16 protein-coding genes are annotated in these 16,089 nt (G+C 64.3%); 2 read left to right on the forward strand and 14 right to left on the reverse strand.

What is annotated here, in order from left to right; all coding sequences use genetic code 11:
* The first annotated feature begins 5 nt into the window (after positions 1-5).
* Positions 6-821, forward strand: coding sequence for a crotonase/enoyl-CoA hydratase family protein (locus tag VFW93_RS11680; RefSeq protein WP_329694162.1), 816 nt, complete (start codon positions 6-8; stop codon positions 819-821).
* Between the two features lie 12 nt (positions 822-833).
* On the opposite strand, the gene VFW93_RS11685 is transcribed toward VFW93_RS11680, so the two are convergent.
* From VFW93_RS11685 to VFW93_RS11695, 3 genes are read right to left on the reverse strand one after another with little or no spacing between them, the layout of a single operon-like run.
* On the reverse strand, positions 834-1,295 hold the full coding sequence (locus VFW93_RS11685; RefSeq protein ID WP_329694163.1) for a hypothetical protein: 462 nt from the start codon (positions 1,293-1,295) through the stop codon (positions 834-836).
* 11 nt (positions 1,296-1,306) lie between these two features.
* On the reverse strand, positions 1,307-1,804 hold the full coding sequence (locus tag VFW93_RS11690; RefSeq protein ID WP_329694164.1) for a hypothetical protein: 498 nt from the start codon (positions 1,802-1,804) through the stop codon (positions 1,307-1,309).
* 2 nt (positions 1,805-1,806) lie between these two features.
* On the reverse strand, positions 1,807-2,517 hold the full coding sequence (locus tag VFW93_RS11695; protein ID WP_329694165.1) for a YebC/PmpR family DNA-binding transcriptional regulator: 711 nt from the start codon (positions 2,515-2,517) through the stop codon (positions 1,807-1,809).
* Between the two features lie 144 nt (positions 2,518-2,661).
* Between VFW93_RS11695 and VFW93_RS11700 the strand changes: the two genes are divergently transcribed.
* On the forward strand, positions 2,662-4,134 hold the full coding sequence (locus tag VFW93_RS11700) for a cytochrome P450 (RefSeq protein WP_329694166.1): 1,473 nt from the start codon (positions 2,662-2,664) through the stop codon (positions 4,132-4,134).
* A 27-nt stretch (positions 4,135-4,161) separates the two neighbouring features.
* On the opposite strand, the gene VFW93_RS11705 is transcribed toward VFW93_RS11700, so the two are convergent.
* The 11 genes from VFW93_RS11705 to hypD form a co-directional block, all read right to left on the reverse strand.
* Positions 4,162-6,036 (reverse strand): potassium transporter Kup, encoded by a 1,875-nt coding sequence (locus VFW93_RS11705; protein WP_329694167.1) that lies wholly within the window; start codon positions 6,034-6,036, stop codon positions 4,162-4,164.
* Positions 6,037-6,051: 15 nt separating this feature from the next.
* A complete protein-coding gene (kdpE, locus tag VFW93_RS11710) occupies positions 6,052-6,762 on the reverse strand; it encodes a two-component system response regulator KdpE (protein WP_329694168.1) in 711 nt (236 codons plus the stop codon).
* A complete protein-coding gene (locus VFW93_RS11715; RefSeq protein WP_329694169.1) occupies positions 6,759-8,360 on the reverse strand; it encodes a DUF4118 domain-containing protein in 1,602 nt (533 codons plus the stop codon). Before VFW93_RS11715 ends, kdpE begins: the two co-directional genes overlap by 4 nt.
* 93 nt (positions 8,361-8,453) lie before the next feature.
* The gene (hypA, locus tag VFW93_RS11720; RefSeq protein ID WP_329694170.1) at positions 8,454-8,795 is read right to left on the reverse strand and encodes a hydrogenase maturation nickel metallochaperone HypA; all 342 of its coding nucleotides are present in this window, start codon (positions 8,793-8,795) and stop codon (positions 8,454-8,456) included.
* Entirely contained in the window at positions 8,788-9,309 is a 522-nt protein-coding gene (locus VFW93_RS11725; protein WP_329694171.1) for a hydrogenase maturation protease, read from the reverse strand. Before VFW93_RS11725 ends, hypA begins: the two co-directional genes overlap by 8 nt.
* Positions 9,306-10,832, reverse strand: coding sequence for a Ni/Fe hydrogenase subunit alpha (locus VFW93_RS11730; RefSeq protein ID WP_329694172.1), 1,527 nt, complete (start codon positions 10,830-10,832; stop codon positions 9,306-9,308). Before VFW93_RS11730 ends, VFW93_RS11725 begins: the two co-directional genes overlap by 4 nt.
* 26 nt (positions 10,833-10,858) lie before the next feature.
* Positions 10,859-11,422 (reverse strand): NADP oxidoreductase, encoded by a 564-nt coding sequence (locus VFW93_RS11735; protein ID WP_329694173.1) that lies wholly within the window; start codon positions 11,420-11,422, stop codon positions 10,859-10,861.
* Complete coding sequence (locus VFW93_RS11740) at positions 11,422-12,126, reverse strand: 2Fe-2S iron-sulfur cluster-binding protein (protein WP_329694174.1); 705 nt, start codon at positions 12,124-12,126, stop codon at positions 11,422-11,424. The genes VFW93_RS11735 and VFW93_RS11740 overlap by 1 nt, the downstream gene beginning before the upstream one ends.
* Positions 12,123-13,874, reverse strand: coding sequence for an NAD(P)H-dependent oxidoreductase subunit E (locus VFW93_RS11745; protein ID WP_329694175.1), 1,752 nt, complete (start codon positions 13,872-13,874; stop codon positions 12,123-12,125). The genes VFW93_RS11740 and VFW93_RS11745 overlap by 4 nt, the downstream gene beginning before the upstream one ends.
* Positions 13,875-13,949: 75 nt before the next feature.
* Positions 13,950-15,026 carry a hydrogenase expression/formation protein HypE gene (gene hypE / locus VFW93_RS11750; protein ID WP_329694176.1) on the reverse strand — a complete coding sequence of 359 codons (1,077 nt, stop codon included), beginning with the start codon at positions 15,024-15,026 and terminating at the stop codon, positions 13,950-13,952.
* On the reverse strand, positions 15,023-16,089 hold a 1,067-nt coding region (hypD, locus tag VFW93_RS11755; RefSeq protein ID WP_329694177.1), incomplete at its 5' end, for a hydrogenase formation protein HypD. The genes hypE and hypD, both read right to left, overlap by 4 nt.

Raw genomic sequence — 16,089 nt, forward strand, 5'->3', positions numbered from 1 at the left:
ACATCATGCAACTCGACACCGTCACCGTCAGCCTGGACAACCATGTGGCCGTGGTTCGCCTGAACCGCCCCGAGAAAGCCAACGCGATGAACGCCACCATGTGGCAGGACATCCGCAAGGCCTTCACGTGGATCGATGAAAACGTGGAAGCCCGCGTGGCCATCATCGAAGGTGAAGGCAAGCACTTCACCTCCGGCATCGACCTGCAGATGATGATGGGCCTGCTGCCCCAGATCAAGAACGACTGCGAAGGCCGCACCCGCGAGAACCTGCGCCGCGTCATCCTGGACATGCAGGACACGCTGACCAGCATGGAGCGTTGCCGCAAGCCTGTGCTGGCCGCCATCCACGGCGGCTGCGTGGGCGGTGGGGTGGACCTGGTCTGCTGCACCGACATGCGCTATTGCTCGGCCGATGCCTACTTCACGATCAAGGAAATCGACATCGGCATGACCGCCGACGTCGGCACCTTGCAGCGCCTGCCCAAGCTCATCGGCAACCAGGGCATCGTGCGTGAACTGGCCTACACCGGCCGCAAGGTGGATGCCGCCGAGGCGCTGTCGCTCGGCCTGGTCAACAAGGTGTACGACTCGCGTGAAGCCTTGCAGGCGGGTGTGCGCGAACTGGCCGCGCAGATCGCCGCCAAGTCGCCACTGTCCATCCGTGGCACCAAGGAAATGCTGAATTACAGCCGTGATCACTCCGTGGCCGACGGCCTGAACTACATCGCCACCTGGAACGCCGCCATGCTCATGTCCAATGACCTGACGGCCGCCATGATGGCCGGCATGGCCAAGCAGACGCCCACGTTCAAGGACTGAGCCCCGCCTGGCTCAGGAGGCGACCCGCTTCCACTGCCCATCGTCCCCGAGCACCTCGATCACGCAGTCGGATGCGGGAACGGGGTCGATGGCGCCAAACCATTGCGCTGCGTTGGCGCCGCAGGCCTTGGCCTGTTTGTTCAGCTCGGCCCAGCGCGCCTTGCTGATGCGGGCTTCGCGTCGCAAGGCTTCGCCGCCCAGCAGGCTGCGGGGGCTGATGCCAAGTCGGTACACGCCGTTGCCCAACTGCTTCATCACCGCCAGGGTGGGCGGCTGCGCCACGCCATTGACGAGGACGGATTTGAGGGCGGATGGGTCGTGCTGCTGGTTCAGCGAGAACCAGGCGACGGGGCATTCCACGGCGGGCGTGTCAGGCGTGTCCTGCGGCAGGATGTAGCCGTTTTCAAGAATGCGAAGCAGGTGCACGCCCAGCGTGTAGTGCCAGGCGAGCAAGGTTGGGGTGGGCAGGTTCATGGGGGGGAGGGTCACCGACCGGGCTTGACGAAGTCGGATGCGATCCAGGCTTCGGCGCTGCCGAGGTTCAACTTGAAATGGGGCGCCACGCGCACCTGGACGATCTGATCGCCCGCCTGGTCCGTTGCGGACAGCAGCGCATACGGATCATCCTCATCGGGCACGATGTCCAGCGCGACGGTGATCTGCCCTGATGCCCCGCTCACCACCACGCTCTTGTGGAGCATGGCGTGCAGCTGCTGCTCGTGGCGGCGGATCACCTCGGAGGCGGTCTTGACCAGGGTGTTGAAGGCGCCCGTGTCCAAGGGCTTGGGGTTCTTCTTGTCGCGGCCCATGGTCCAGGGGCCCACCAGGGCGGGTTCGGGCTCGCCATCCCTGATCATCTCGACGGCCCAGCCGTCATCGTCCTCGTTCTTGACGACCTTGGCCGTCCAGCCGTTGTCGCGCCACAGGCGTGCTTCGTACACGGGTTCGAATTCGGGGGCTTCAGCCCTGGTGGCGTCGTTCAAGCTCAACCTGCCAATCCGGCAAACACGTTCTGCACGTCTTCGTTGGCGTCCATGGCCGCCAGGAAGGTTTCGACCTCTTCCAGCGCTTCGGCGCTGAGGCTGGCCGGGTCCACCGGGTTTTTGGGCTTGTAGCCCAGTTTGGCCGACAGCACGGTGAAGCCTTGCGCGGGCAGGGCGCGGCTGACCAGATCCAGGTCGGTCGGGTCCGTCAGGAAGAGCGTGACACCCTCGTCACCGGCTTCCAGATCTTGCGCACCGGCCTCGATGGCCGCCATCTCGGCGTCGGCGTCAGGCGTGGCAGGTTCTGCCTCGATCATGCCGACGTGGTCGAAATCCCAGGATACCGAGCCCGATGTGCCTTGCTGCCCTTTGCGGAACAGCACGCGCATGTCCGAGGCCGTGCGGTTCACGTTGTCGGTCAGGCACTCGACCATGACCGGCACGCGGTGCGGCGCGAAGCCCTCGTAGATCACGTGGTCGAAGTGCACCGCCTCACCCGTGAGGCCTGCACCCTTCTTGATGGCGCGCTCCAGCGTGTCCTTGGGCATGGAGGCCTTGCGGGCCTGTTCTACCACCAGGCGCAGGCGCGCGTTGGCGGCCGGGTCCGCACCATTGCGCGCCGCGATCATGATTTCCTTGGCCAGCTTGCCGAACACCCTGCCTTTGATGTTGGCGGCCAGATCCTTGTGTTTTGCTTTCCACTGCGCGCCCATGGCGGGAGTCCTTTGAATGGCTGAAACGGGGTGCCAGTTTAGTGGACACCTGCCGGGGGCCGCATCCGACACTGCGCGCGCGGGTCAATCCATTGGTGTTTGCCGTCAATGACAGGGCGGCCAGAAGTGGCCACAGTTCGGCACATGAAGCTGTCATTCCTGCCTCACTCGCGTCAGTCCGTGCCACCTGAACCGGGTGCGGCGCCTCGTGTTCGCCGCTTGCGCGACCTGCCCGGGCCGCCGCAGTGGCCGGTGGTGGGCAACGCTTTGCAGGTGCAATTGAGCAAGGTGCATCAGAACGTCGAGTCATGGGTCAAGCGCTACGGGCCCATGATCCACGTGCGCCTGGGCGGCTTTCCCTTGCTGGTGGTGTCCGATCACGAGGTGATCGCCTCGCTGCTGCGTGACCGGCCGGAGGGCTTTCGCCGCCCCTCGCGCATGCAGGAGATCATGTCCGAGATGGGCATCCAGGACGGCGTGTTCGTGGCCGAAGGCGAGCACTGGGCCAAACAGCGTCGCATGGTCATGGCCAGCTTTGCGCCAGGGCAGGTGCGGGCCTACCTGCCTGCCTTGCTGAGGGTGGCCGCGCGTTTGCGCCATCGTTTCGAGCAGGCTGCCGAACAGAGGCAACCCATCGATCTGCAGGCCGATCTGATGCGCTTCACCGTGGATGCGATCTCTGGCCTGGCTTTTGGCATGGAGGTGAACACGATCGAGTCCAACGACGACGTCATCCAGCGGCATCTGGACCAGATCTTCCCGACCATCTGGCGCCGCTCCCACGCCATCGTGCGCTACTGGAAGTGGTTCAAGCTGCCGCGCGATCGGCGCCTGGACCGCAGCGTGAAAGCCGTGAACGTCGCCATACGTGGTTTCATGGCCGAAGCGCGCGTGCGATTGCAGGATCCATCCAGGCGGGCCGCTCCGCACAACCTGCTCGAAGCCATGATCGTGGCCGCCGACGAGCCTGGCAGTGGCATGAGCGACGACGATGTGGTGGGCAATGTGTTCACCATGCTGCTGGCGGGTGAGGACACCACGGCCACCAGCCTGTCGTGGATGATCTACCTGATGAGCCGCAACCCGCATACCCTGCAGCGTGCACGGCAGGAGGTGGACAGCTGCCTGGGCGATCTGAATGACTGGACGGCAGACGACCTGGGCAAGCTGGATTACCTCGAAGCCTGCATCCACGAAAGCATGCGCATCAAGCCGGTGGGGCCTTTCAACGTGGTGCAGGCCCTCAAGGATACGGTGGTGGGGGATGTGCAGATCCGGGCCGGTACGTCCGTGGTCATGGTCATGCGCCACGACACCTTGAGCGACGAGACCTTCCCGCAGGCGAACCGCTTCATGCCGGAGCGCTGGCTGGACGAGGCCACGCAGCTGGCACCACACCATGCCAAGCGGGTCTCCATGCCCTTTGGGGCCGGCCCGCGCATCTGCCCGGGGCGCTATCTGGCCTTGCTGGAGATCAAGCTGGTGGCGGCCATGCTGCTGCAGCAATTCGACATCGTCGGCGTGGACACGCCCGATGGCCGGGATGCGGATGAGCACATGGCGCTGACCATGGTGCCGGTCGGTTTGAAGATGCGCGTCAGGCTGCGTGCAGATTGAGCGCAGCCTGATCGCGCATCGCGTGCATCACAGCATCACTTGCGTGCCCAGTTCCACCACCTGGTTGGCAGGCAGGCGGTAGTACGTGGCGGCACCTTCCGCTTGCCGCGTCATCCAGCCATAGAGCGCGCAGCGCCAGGCTGGCATGGCGCCGGGGCCATCCACGATGCTGGAGCGGGCCACGAAGAAGGTGGTGCTCATGGGCTCCAGCGACAGTGTGGGGTGCTTGATCAACTTCAGCGCTTCGGGAATGTCTGGCTCTTCGCGGAAGCCAAAGCGCACCGAGACACGGAAGGCCCCCGATGACAGCTCTGACACGGTCACGCGCTCATCCTTGTGGATATATGGCGCGTTGTCATTGAGCACGTGCAGGAACACGGTCTGCTGGTGCATGACCTTGTAGTGCTTGAGGTTGTGGAACAGCGCGCTGGGCACGATGGTCGGATCCGAGGTGAGGTACACGGCTGTGCCGAACACCATGGGCACATCGGGCCGTGGGCTGTGGATGAAGTCATCCATGGGGATGTCGATCTTGCGGCGCTGATCGGCCACCAGGCCGGAGCCTTCCTTCCAGGTGGTCAGCATCAGGAAGATGGCGGCGCCCAGCGTGAGCGGGAACCAGCCACCTTCGCCCAGTTTGCTCAGGTTCGACATGAAGAAGCCCATCTCCAGCAGCGTGAAGGCCCCCAAGGCGATCAGGGTGGGGCGACGCAATGTGCGGGCCTGAATGCGTGTCACGAAGGCCGTCAGCAAGGTCGTGATGATCATCGTGCCCGATACGGCGATGCCGTACGCAGCGGCCAGCGCACCGGAGGACTTGAAGGCCAGCACCAGCGCGATCACCGCCAGCAACATCAGCCAGTTCACGCTGGGTATGTAGATCTGGCCCTTTTCCTTGTCGGAGGTGTGCAGGATGCGCACGCGCGGCAGGTAGCCCAGGCGGCTGGCCTGCAGGGTCATCGAGTAGGCGCCGGAAATCGTGGCCTGTGAGGCGATGACTGTGGCCGCCGTGGCCAGGATCACCAAGGGGATCAGCAGGGCTTGTGGTGCCATCAGGAAGAAGGGATTGGCTGCCATGCTGGCATCACGCAATACCAGGGCACCCTGGCCGAAGTAGTTGATGATCAGGCAGGGGAAGACCAGCCCGTACCAACCCAGACGGACGGCCTTGGCGCCAAAATGGCCCATGTCGGCATACAAGGCCTCGCCACCGGTCAGCGCCAGGAAGACGGCCGACAGCAGGATGAAGGCGCTGCCCGGATGGTCGATCGTGAAGTTCAGGGCATGCATGGGGTTGATGGCCTGCAGCACCATGGGTGTCTGGGCGATGCTGTGCAAGCCCAGCGCACCCAGTGTGAGGAACCACACCACCGTGATGGGCCCGAAGAGCGTGCCCACGCTGCCTGTGCCCTTCTTCTGGATGAAGAACAGCCCGATCAGGATGCCGATGGTGATGGGTTCGATGAAATGCTCGAACCGCGGCGTGGCCACGCTGATGCCCTCCACCGCAGACAAGACCGAGATGGCCGGCGTGATGATGGCATCGCCATAAAACAGCGCGGCGGCAAAGACGCCGGCGCTGACCACGAGCAGGGAGCGCCGCGGTGCATCGTGCGTCAGGCGGTGGGCGAGTGCCGTCAGGGCCAGCACACCGCCTTCCCCGTCGTTGTCGTACTTGAGCACGATCCACACATATTTGATGGACACGATGACCAGCACGGCCCAAAGCAAGGCAGATAACGTCGCCAGCACGTTCTCCGGCGAGATGGCCAGGGCGTGCGGGCCATTGAAGGCTTCCTTGAAAGCGTACAAGGGGCTGGTGCCGATGTCGCCAAAAACAATACCCAGTGCCGCCAGGGTCAGTGGACCCAGACGTGATGCACCTTGATGGTCGGATGACATATTGTCGTGATCCCTTCAGTTTCCCGGTTGAAAGCGATAGCCCACGCCGACCTCGGTCAGAAAGTAGCGGGGTTGCGCCGGGTCGTCTTCCAGCTTCTGGCGGAGATGACCCACATAGATGCGCAGGTAGTGGCTGCTGTCGGCATACGACGGCCCCCACACTTCACGCAGAAGCTGGCGGTGCGTCATGACCTTGCCCGTGTGGGCGAGCAAGACGCACAGCAGCCTGTATTCGATCGGTGTCAGGTGCACGGGCAGGCCGCCACGGGTGACCTGTCGGTGGATCAGGTCCACCTCGATGTTGCCGAACAGGCAGATCGGTTGTTCGATGTCGGTGCCGCGACGGGCACGGCGCAGCATGGCGCGCACGCGGGCCAGCAACTCACCGACGGAGAAGGGCTTGGTCAGGTAATCGTCTGCGCCGGCATCCAGCACGTCGATCTTGTCGACCTCGGCGGCGCGCGCCGACAGCACCAGCACGGGCATGGTGGACCAGGTCCGCAGATCCTTGACGAACTGGCCGCCGTCACCGTCGGGCAGGCCCAGATCCAGGATCACCATGTCGGGCTTGCGCGTGCCTGCTTCGATCAGGCCTTGCTGCATGGTGTCACTCTCGGCGACCTTGCAGCCGTCGCCTTCCAGGGCCGAGCGCACGAAGCGGCGGATGTGCGGGTCGTCTTCAACCAGCAGGATGGTAGGGGCCAGGATGGCGGTGTTCGCGCTCATGATCGGCCCTCCGGGCTGGTACCTGACTCGGGTTCAGGCTCGATGGTGGGGGGCGTGCCCAGCGGCAGCATGAAACGTACTTCTGCACCGCCGGTGGGTGGATTCAAGGCCTCGATGCGCCCGCCATGGGCCCAGACGATGGCGCGGCAGATGGACAGGCCCAGCCCCACGCCTGGAATGCTGGATTCAGGGGCCCCTCTTTCGAACACGCCGAAGATGTTGGGCAGCCGATCGGCCGGAAAGCCTGTGCCCTCATTGCGCACGCTGATCAGCATGTGCGAGCCTTCTGGTGAAGCGCTGATGTGGATCTCGGTATGAGGTGGGGCGTATTTGGCGGCGTTTTCCAGCAGGTTGCCAAAGACGCGCTCCATCAGAACGGCATCGATCGACAGCAGGGGCAGGTCGGCATCCAGGTGCACCTTGACGGGGTGATCGTCCAGGCTGTGGCCAAGCAACTGGATGCTGGCGCCGATGACCTCTTCAATGGGTTGCCATTCCAGGCGAAGCGGCAGCTGCCCGGCTTGCTGTCCGGTCTGAAGCCGGGCCATGTCCAGGAGGTTGCTGACCATGCGGTGCAGGCGCATGGCCTGGTCGCGGATGGCGCCGGCCATCTCCTTGGCTTGCTCGGGCAGGGGCGGTTGCATCAGGGTCAGGGTGTCGGCCAGACCGAACAGCGAGGTCAGCGGCGTGCGGATGTCGTGCGACAAGGCAGACAGGATGGAACCACGCAGACGCTCGTCGTTCATCTCCAGCTGGGCCTGATGGGCGACGTTGACGAAATGCAGGCGCTCCAGTGCGGTGGCCACCAAGGTGGCGAGTGCGTCCAGCAGGCTGCGGTGGCCGTCAAGTTCACGGGCGCCGGATTGATGGGATGACAGGATCAGCACGCCTCGGGAGCGGGTGGAACCTGCCAGTGGCAGCACCGCGTACAAGTGGCCGTCGTCACCGACCTGTTGCATGCCGTGGTTTCTTGGTGCCTGGAAGGCGGTCTGCGCCAGCAGGGTGATGGTGCGCTCCAGCGGCGATTGTTCTGGCCTGGCGGGGACCAGGGATTCGTGAGATGGGGTGGCCTCTGTATCCTGATGCGCTGGCAGCAGCAGCCTGGCATGTGCGCCGAGCTGGCGTTGTGCAAAGTGCTCGGTGGCATCGCACACCTGTTCGATGGTCAGCGCGCCAGCCAACTGGCTGGCCAGGGCGTACAAGGCGTTGGACCGTTCTGCAGCCTGCTGCGCTTCCTGCGCCCGCACGCGCAGGCCGATGGTGAGGTGGCTGATGATGAGCGCCACGATCAGCATCACGGCGAATGTCAGCACGTACTGCGCGTCACTGACCGCGAAGGACCAGCGAGGGGGCACGTAGAAGAAATCGAACAGCCCCACGCTGAGGAAGGAGGCCAGCACCGCCGGGCCACGTCCAAGACGTGCCGCAACCAGCACGACAACCAGCAGGAACAGCATGACCGTGTTGACGAGTTCCAGCCAGTCGTGCAACGGGATGGTCAGCACGGTGGTGGCACCACAGGCCGTGATGGCCAGCAGGTAATCACGCCAGGTGGCACGATGGACCACGGCTGGGGAGGGACTGTTCAGGTTGGACATGGGCTGGATCGAAGCCGGGATGACTCAGCTTAGTCAGCCTCGCATCTCTCTTGCGAAAATTCTGGCATGTGCGGCATAAAAAAGCCGTAAAGATCAGGCCGGGATGCCTTCCACACTGCGCAATTTGAAGTCTTCACCCTTGAGCCAGGTCTTTTTGAACGAGCCGCAATGCGGGCAGGGCTCGATGCGGTCTGGCGGGTGGAAGGTCTGGTCGCAGTCCTGGCAACGGGCCAGGGCTTCGACGGTCTGGATCTCGATGTCGGCGCCTTCGGCCAGGGTGCCTGCCATGGCTGTTTCAAGCGCCGTGCGCAAGGCCTGTTCGTCGACGCAACTCAGGGTGCCGATGTCCAGCGTCAGGCGGGTGATGCGCCGGAGTTCGTGCGCATGGGTTTCCAGCAGGTGAACGACCTCTACCGCGAGCGACAGCTCATGCATGGTCGCGCCCCGTGATCGTGGGCGCCACCTTGTTCAGCGCATCGTTCAGCCATTGATGCATGAGGGCCACGGCCTGTGGCAGGTGGGCGCGGGCCTGGGGTGACAAGGGCTCGCCCAGCTCGAAACGGTGGCCTCTCAGGCTCAGCAACTGGGCGGGTGGAGGGCGTTGAAGCAACATGGCCTGATACAGGCCCAGCAATTGGGTGGGCGTGCAGCTGTGGCTGTTCACCGCTTGTGCGGCTTGTTCGGTGGGCAGTGCTTCCAGCCTGGTCAGTGATACAGCGTCATCGCTTTGCATGGCCGCATCCACAAACAGGATCTGCTCGCGCTCGGACAGGTCCATCACGTGCTCCACCATCAGTTGCTGATCGGCAATCAGCTCGACACAGGCCTGCACGTCTTCGGCTTGCGAGTCCAGCCACGAGAGCAGTTGATCGGCCAGCATGGGGCCGAATGCATCATCGCCCCGGCTCGGGTTGCCGACGGCCAGTACCAGGATGGGGGCTTTGTTCATGGCCAGTTGCTCGCCTGGCCGGACGCCGGCAGCGTAGGGCGTTCGATCTGGCCGTCTTCGTGCTTGAGCAGCAGGCCCACGGCCTGGCCTTGCGCATCGAGCAACTCCAGCTTCAATGGCATCTTACCCACCGCATGCGTGGCACACGACAGGCAGGGGTCGTACGCACGGATCGCCACCTCGATGTGGTTGAGCAGGCCTTCGCTGAGTTCTCGGCCATCAAAGTACTGCGCGGCCACCCTGCGCACGGCCTCGTTCATGGCGGTGTTGTTGTGCGTGGTGGACACAATCAGGTTGGCGTAGCTGATGAGCTCGTCTTCGCCGATGCGGTAGTGGTGCATGAGCGTGCCACGCGGGGCTTCGATCACGCCAATGCCTTCACGCAAGGGGGTGCCTTTGGCCATGAGGTCGGTGCCGATGATGTCGGGGTCGTTCAACAGGCGCTCGATGGTTTCGGCACAGTGCAGCATGTCGATCATGCGCGCCCAGTGCTGCGCCAGCGAGGCGCCCACAGGCTTGCCGTGGTTCCAGGCCTTGAACTCCTCGCGGGCGGCTTCTGCACGGGGGGTGTCCAGGTAGCTGGCATTGTTGATGCGAGCCAGCGGCCCGACGCGGTACCAGCCCTGTTCGGGGCCGATGCTGCGCAGGAAGGGGAACTTCATATACGTCCAGGGCTTGACCTCTTCACCCAGCAGTTGCTGGTAGTCGTGCACATCCACCTGGTCCTTCACGTGCACACCATGTTCATCGTTGATGCGCAGGGCGCCGTCGTACAGATCTCCTGCGCCATCCGGCCTCACCAGGGACATGAACATCGAGGGGAAGTTGGCAAAGGCGCCTTGTTCAGGCTGCCCCGCCAGAAACAGGTCGCGAGCGAGCACCAGTGCGCTGGCGCACCAGTCGGTGATCTGGCCGATGTCCTGCAGCATCACGCTGCGATCAGCGGCAGACAAGGTCTTGTTGAAGCCACCAGGCACCGAGCCCGTGCCATGCACACGCTTGCCCGTGAGCAGCCGGATCACCTCCTGGCCGTACTTGCGGATACGGATGCCTTGCAGGCCGAGTTCGCGCTGATCCTGCAAGACGCCCACGATGTTGCGATGGGCGACGGCATCATCAAACCCGAACAGCAGATCGGGTGAGGCCAGGTGGAAGAAGTGCAGGGCGTTGGATTGCAGGACCTGGGCGTGGTGCAACAAGCGCCGCAGTTTGTCCGCCGTGGGTGTGACCCTGCCGTTGCCAATGACGAAGGCATCGCAGGCCTTGCTGGCTGCCAGCAGGTGGCTCACCGGGCAGATGCCGCACAGGCGTTGCACCAGGGTCGGTACCTCCCAATAAGGGCGGCCTTGGATGAAACGCTCGAAGCCGCGGAATTCAACGATGTGCAGGCGGGCCTGTTTGACGCGCCGTTGTTCATCCAGCAGGAGCGTGACCTTGCCGTGGCCTTCCACGCGGCTCATGGGCTCGATCACCACGCGGCTCAGGCCGTTGGGGTCGGGTGCGGTTTCAAGTGGGTGAGGCATGGTGGCTCGCGGTGGCAAGGCAGGGCTCAATCGAATCGGCGGTTCTCGGCGGGCAGAACGGGCGGGCGGCCTTCCAGCATGGCCATGATGAGTTCACGAAAGGCTTCGGCGGGGGGCGGGCAACCTGCCAGGGTGTAGTCGATCGCCACCACTTCGTGCAAAGGCAGCACCTTTTTGAGCAAGGGGGGTAACTCGGGATCCTGCGGGACCTGCGGGTTGTACAGATCGGCACCCAGATAGGCCTCGGCGACGAGTTCACTCACGGGGATGCCATTGCGCAAGGCCGGCACACCACCATACATGGCACAGGCGCCCACCGCCACCAATACCTTGCAGCGCTGGCGGAATTCATGCAGCGTCTCGACGTTCTCACTGTTGCACAGGCCGCCCTCAATCAGGCCGATGTCCACGCCATGTTCGCTCACGTGCTTGATGTCGGTGAGCGGGCTGCGGTCGAACTCGATGTGGTCGATCAGATCGGCCAGGGCCTCGTCCACATCCAGAAAGGACATGTGGCATCCAAAGCAGCCGGCCAGCGAACAGGTGGCGATGCGCAGCTTCTTGCTTGTCTCTTGCTGGTCAGCGCTCATCAGCTGTCCTCCGGCTTCTGGGCGATGTCGGCGTGGTCGTATGGGCGCTGGCCGATGGGGATGACAAAGCCGTGTCGCTTGGGCATCAAGGCGCCCACGGGGCAGATGGACACGGCGCGGTCAGTGGCGGCGACCGCGCTGTCCTTGAGTTGCCCGCTGGGGCTGTTGATCATCAGTTCGGTTTTCAGGCCGCGCCCACCGATGGCGAACACGTTCTTGCCATCCACCTCGCGGCTGGCACGCACGCACAACTCGCACAGCACACAGCGGCTGCGGTCCAGCAGCACATCGGGGTGCGAAGCATCGACCACGTGCTGCGGGTACTCGTGCACGAAGTGCGTGTCGTGCATGCCCAGGTGGTAGCCCAGGGCCTGCAGGTGGCAGTTGCCGCTTTTTTCGCAGAAAGGGCAGTGGTGGTTGCCTTCCACGAACAGCATCTGGATCAGGCGCTGGCGATCGGCGTTGATGTCGGGGGCTTCCGATTCGACCTCCAGGCCCTCGCTGGCCGGCATGGTGCACGAGGTGACGGTACGCCCCTTGATGCGTACGCTGCAGACCTTGCAGCTGCCGATGGGGGCAAAGTCCCGGTGATGGCACAGATGCGGGATGTAGGCGCCAGCGTCCTGCGCGGCCTGCATGATGGTCTGCCCAGGCTGGAAGGGGATTTCGCGGCCATCGAGCTTGAAGGTGGGGGGCGCACTCATGTCGGGCTCGTGTGCAGGGTGAGGGCGTGCATGTCAACCACGGCGTCATTCAGATCGAAGGCTTGTTCGTCGGGCACCAGTCTCTGGTTTACCTGGTCGGGGAAGTGGGCGATCACGTCCATCAAGGGGTGGGCGGCGGTCTGGCCCAGACCGCAGTGGCTCAGGTGGCGCATCAGCTCGGCCGTTTCCTTCAGACGCTCGATATCGCGCTGGCTGGCATGGCCTTGAACGAGCCGCTCGGCCGTCTCCACCAATTGCCCGCAGCCCACGCGGCAGGGCGTACAGAAACCGCAGGATTCATGGGCGAAGAAACGGGTGTACTGACGGGCCACGTCGACCATGTCGCGTGTCTGGTTGAACACCGTGAAGGCGCCGCCAGTGGGCAGGTCTTCAAAGCTGATCTGGCGTTGCAGCTGCGCGGCGTCAATCAGCTTGCCGGAAGGGCCTCCCACCAGCACGGCCTGCACGTCAAGCGCACCGCAGTCGCGCAAGACCTCGGCCACGGTCACGCCCCAGGGTACTTCATACAGGCCGGGCCGGGCGACATCACCCGCCACGCTGAGGATGCGGGTGCCGCAGGAGGCGCTGGTGCCTTGCGCCTTGAACCAGTCGGCCCCATGCAGGGCGATCTGGGCCACTTGCACGAAGGTCTCGACGTTGTTGTTCACGGTGGGCAAGCCCAGATAGCCACGGTCAACAGGGAAAGGCGGGCGCGTGCGCGGGATGCCGCGTTTGCCTTCCACCGATTCGATCAAGGCGGTCTCTTCGCCGCACACATAGGCGCCAGCACCCATGTGCAACTCGACATCGAAGCGCTGCCCTGTGCCCAGTACATCGGCCCCCAGCAACCCTTGCACGCGGCGGGCTTGCAGCACCTCATGCAGATGGGGCTCGATGAATTCGTACTCGCCCCGCACATACAGAAAGCCCTGTTCGGCACCGACCGTCAAGGCGGCCAGCGTCATGCCTTCGATCACTTCATGGGCCCATTGCATCAGGAGCATCCGGTCCTTGAAGGTGCCGGGCTCGCCTTCATCGGCATTGCAGGTGATGGCGCGCGGGCCCGCTGCCTGGCGGCATGCCTCCCACTTTTGCCAGGTTGCAAAGCCCGCGCCACCACGGCCGCGCAGGCCTGCTTCGCGCAGCGTACCGAGCAAGGCATCCGGGCCGATGGCCTTCAGGCGTGCCAGGGCCTGCCCGGGTGCAATCGGGTGGCTGAGCGTGAGCTGGTGTCGCCAGACGGGGTTGTTGACTTCGAAGAAGTCTGCCGGCCATTGATCCAGTGGTGAGCCGGCCAGGATCAGATCGGCGACTTCATCGGCGCGGCGCAAGGTCAGGCGCGTCAAGGGGCGGCCGTTGAGGAGGCCGGCGGGGCCCTGGTCACACAGGCCGGTGCACGACGTGCGGTGGAGCGATACCAGACCGTCAGGTCGCGTCTCTTCCATGGCGACGCCAAGGCGCTGGCAGAGCTGAAGCAGCACGGCTTCGCTGCCCAGCATGCGGTCCGTGACGCTGTCGCTCAGGTAGAGCGTGTAGCGGCCGCGGGGCTCGAAACTCAGGAAATGGTAGAAGCTCACCACGCTGCGCACGGCGGCGTAGCTCAGGCCCCATTGCTGCACCAGCGTGGCGATGGCGCTGGCGGGCACGTGCTGAAACCGCGACTGAATCTGCCGCAGCACCTGCAGCAAGGCCCCAGGGCCGGCCTGGTAGCGTTGGAGGATGTCGCTGATGTCGTCGCGGGAGTCCATGCTTCAGAGTATCGAGTTCATGTGACGGTTGATGTGTTGCTTGAAGGTCGTTGGCCTGCGTGAATATGATGCAAGTCAACAAATCCGGGGCAGAGGGTCGCCCATCAGCCAATCGAGCATGCGTTGGCCACCAAAGCGGGTGCGCATCTGCACGAAGCCATGGCCGTCATCCGTCACCGTACCAATGCGGCTGGCCTGCCGACCCAGCGGATGGGCCTGCATGGCCTGCAACAGCGCTGGTGCATCGGCTGCGTCGCAGATGGCCATGAGCTTGCCTTCGTTGGCCAGGTAGAGCGGATCCAGCCCCATGAATTCACAAGCCGCTGCCACTGCTGGCTGTACAGCAATGGCGTCTTCGTCGATCTGCATGCCCACCTGCGATGCCGAGGCGATCTCGTTGAGCGTGGTGGCCAGGCCGCCGCGCGTGGGGTCGCGCAGTACGCGCAGCCTGGCACCGGTGGCCAGCATGTCGGCCACCAGCCCATTGAGCGCCGCACAGTCGGACACGATGGAGGCTTCAAAGCGCAGACCTTCGCGCTGGCTGAGCACCGCCATGCCGTGCTCGCCGATGCTGCCTGACAGCAGGATCGCATCGCCTGGGCGGGCCAACTGGCCGGACAGGTGCAGGCCGGGCGGCGCCACACCCAGCCCAGCGGTGCTGATGTAGAGGCCATCGGCTTTGCCTCGCTCGACCACCTTGGTGTCACCGGTGACGATGGCCACACGGGCCGCCATGGCCGCTTGCGTCATCGACTGCACCAGCTGCACCAGGTCGGCCAGGGGCAAGCCTTCTTCCAGAATGAAGCTCACGCTCAGGTGCAGCGGCGTGGCCCCCATCATGGCCAGATCATTGACCGTGCCATGTACCGCCAGCGAACCGATGTCGCCACCGGGAAAGAACAGCGGCGACACCACATGCGCATCGGTGGACATCACCAGTCTGCCCTCTGGCATGGCGGCCAAGGGGTTGGGCAGCACGGTGCCGTCATCGCTTGCTGCTGGCAGACCCGCGGGCAAGGTGCGTGCAAAGGCCGACTTGAACACGGCCTCGATCAACTGGTGGCTGGCGCGTCCGCCTGCGCCGTGGGTGAGGTCGACTCGACCATGGCGCAAGTCGAGCGGGCGAATGTAGCCAGGCTTGCTGCCGCTCATGCAGTCACCTTGGCTGTGGCCTGCTGGTACGCGATTCGATGGCGCCCATACTGGTAATGCGCCGCGCAGGCGCCTTCCGAGCTCACCATGCAGGCGCCTACGGGTTGTTCCGGCGTGCACACATTGCCGAACAGCACACAGTCCTGTGGGCGTTTGTGCCCTCGCAGGATGGGCCCGCACTCGCACTTGGGATGATCAGGCACCGACAAGGGCGTCAGATCAAAGCGCCGTTCGGCATCCAGGCTGGCAAAGGCTTCACGCAGCGCCAGTGCACTGTGCGGTATGGCACCCAACCCGCGCCAGTCGAAGGCCTCGCGCACGGTGAACACCTCATTGACCAGGCGCATGGCTTTCAGATTGCCCTCACGCCGAACGGCCCGGGTGAACTGGTTCTCGACCTGGGCGCGGCCCTCGTTGATCTGCCTGATCAGCATGAGGATGGCCTGCATCACGTCCAGCGGCTCGAAACCGGCGACGACCACGGGCAAATGATGACGCTCGGCAAAGACCTCGTAAGGCTGTGAGCCGATGATGGTGGACACATGGGCCGGCCCCACCAGGCCATCGAGCGCCACCGGCTCTGGCTGATCGAGGATGGCGTGCATGGCTGCAGGGGTGAGCACGTGGTTGCACAACACGCTGAAGTTGCGCAGGCCTTCCTGCTGGGCGATCTGTATCGCGACGGCCGTGGCCGGGGTCGTGGTCTCGAAACCAATGGCGAAGAACACCACCTCGCGTTCAGGGTGTTGGCGGGCCAGTTGCAAGGCATCGTCCACGGCATAGACCACGCGCACATCTGCACCCAGGGCGCGCGCCTTCATCAGGCTCAGGCCCTTGGATGCCGGCACGCGCAAGGTGTCGCCATAGCTGGCCAGGATGAGGCCCGGCCTTTGCGTCAGTGCGATGGCCATGTCGATGCGGCCAATGGGCAGCACGCACACCGGGCAGCCGGGGCCGTGGATCATCTGCACCTGTGGCGGCAGCAGGTCCAGCACGCCATAGCGTGCCAGCGCGTGGGTGTGCCCGCCGCAGAACTCCATGAAGCGGTAGTGGCGGTCAGCTT

Origin of the sequence: Aquabacterium sp. (genome assembly GCF_036279675.1) — a bacterium.
GTDB lineage: Bacteria > Pseudomonadota > Gammaproteobacteria > Burkholderiales > Burkholderiaceae_C > Aquabacterium.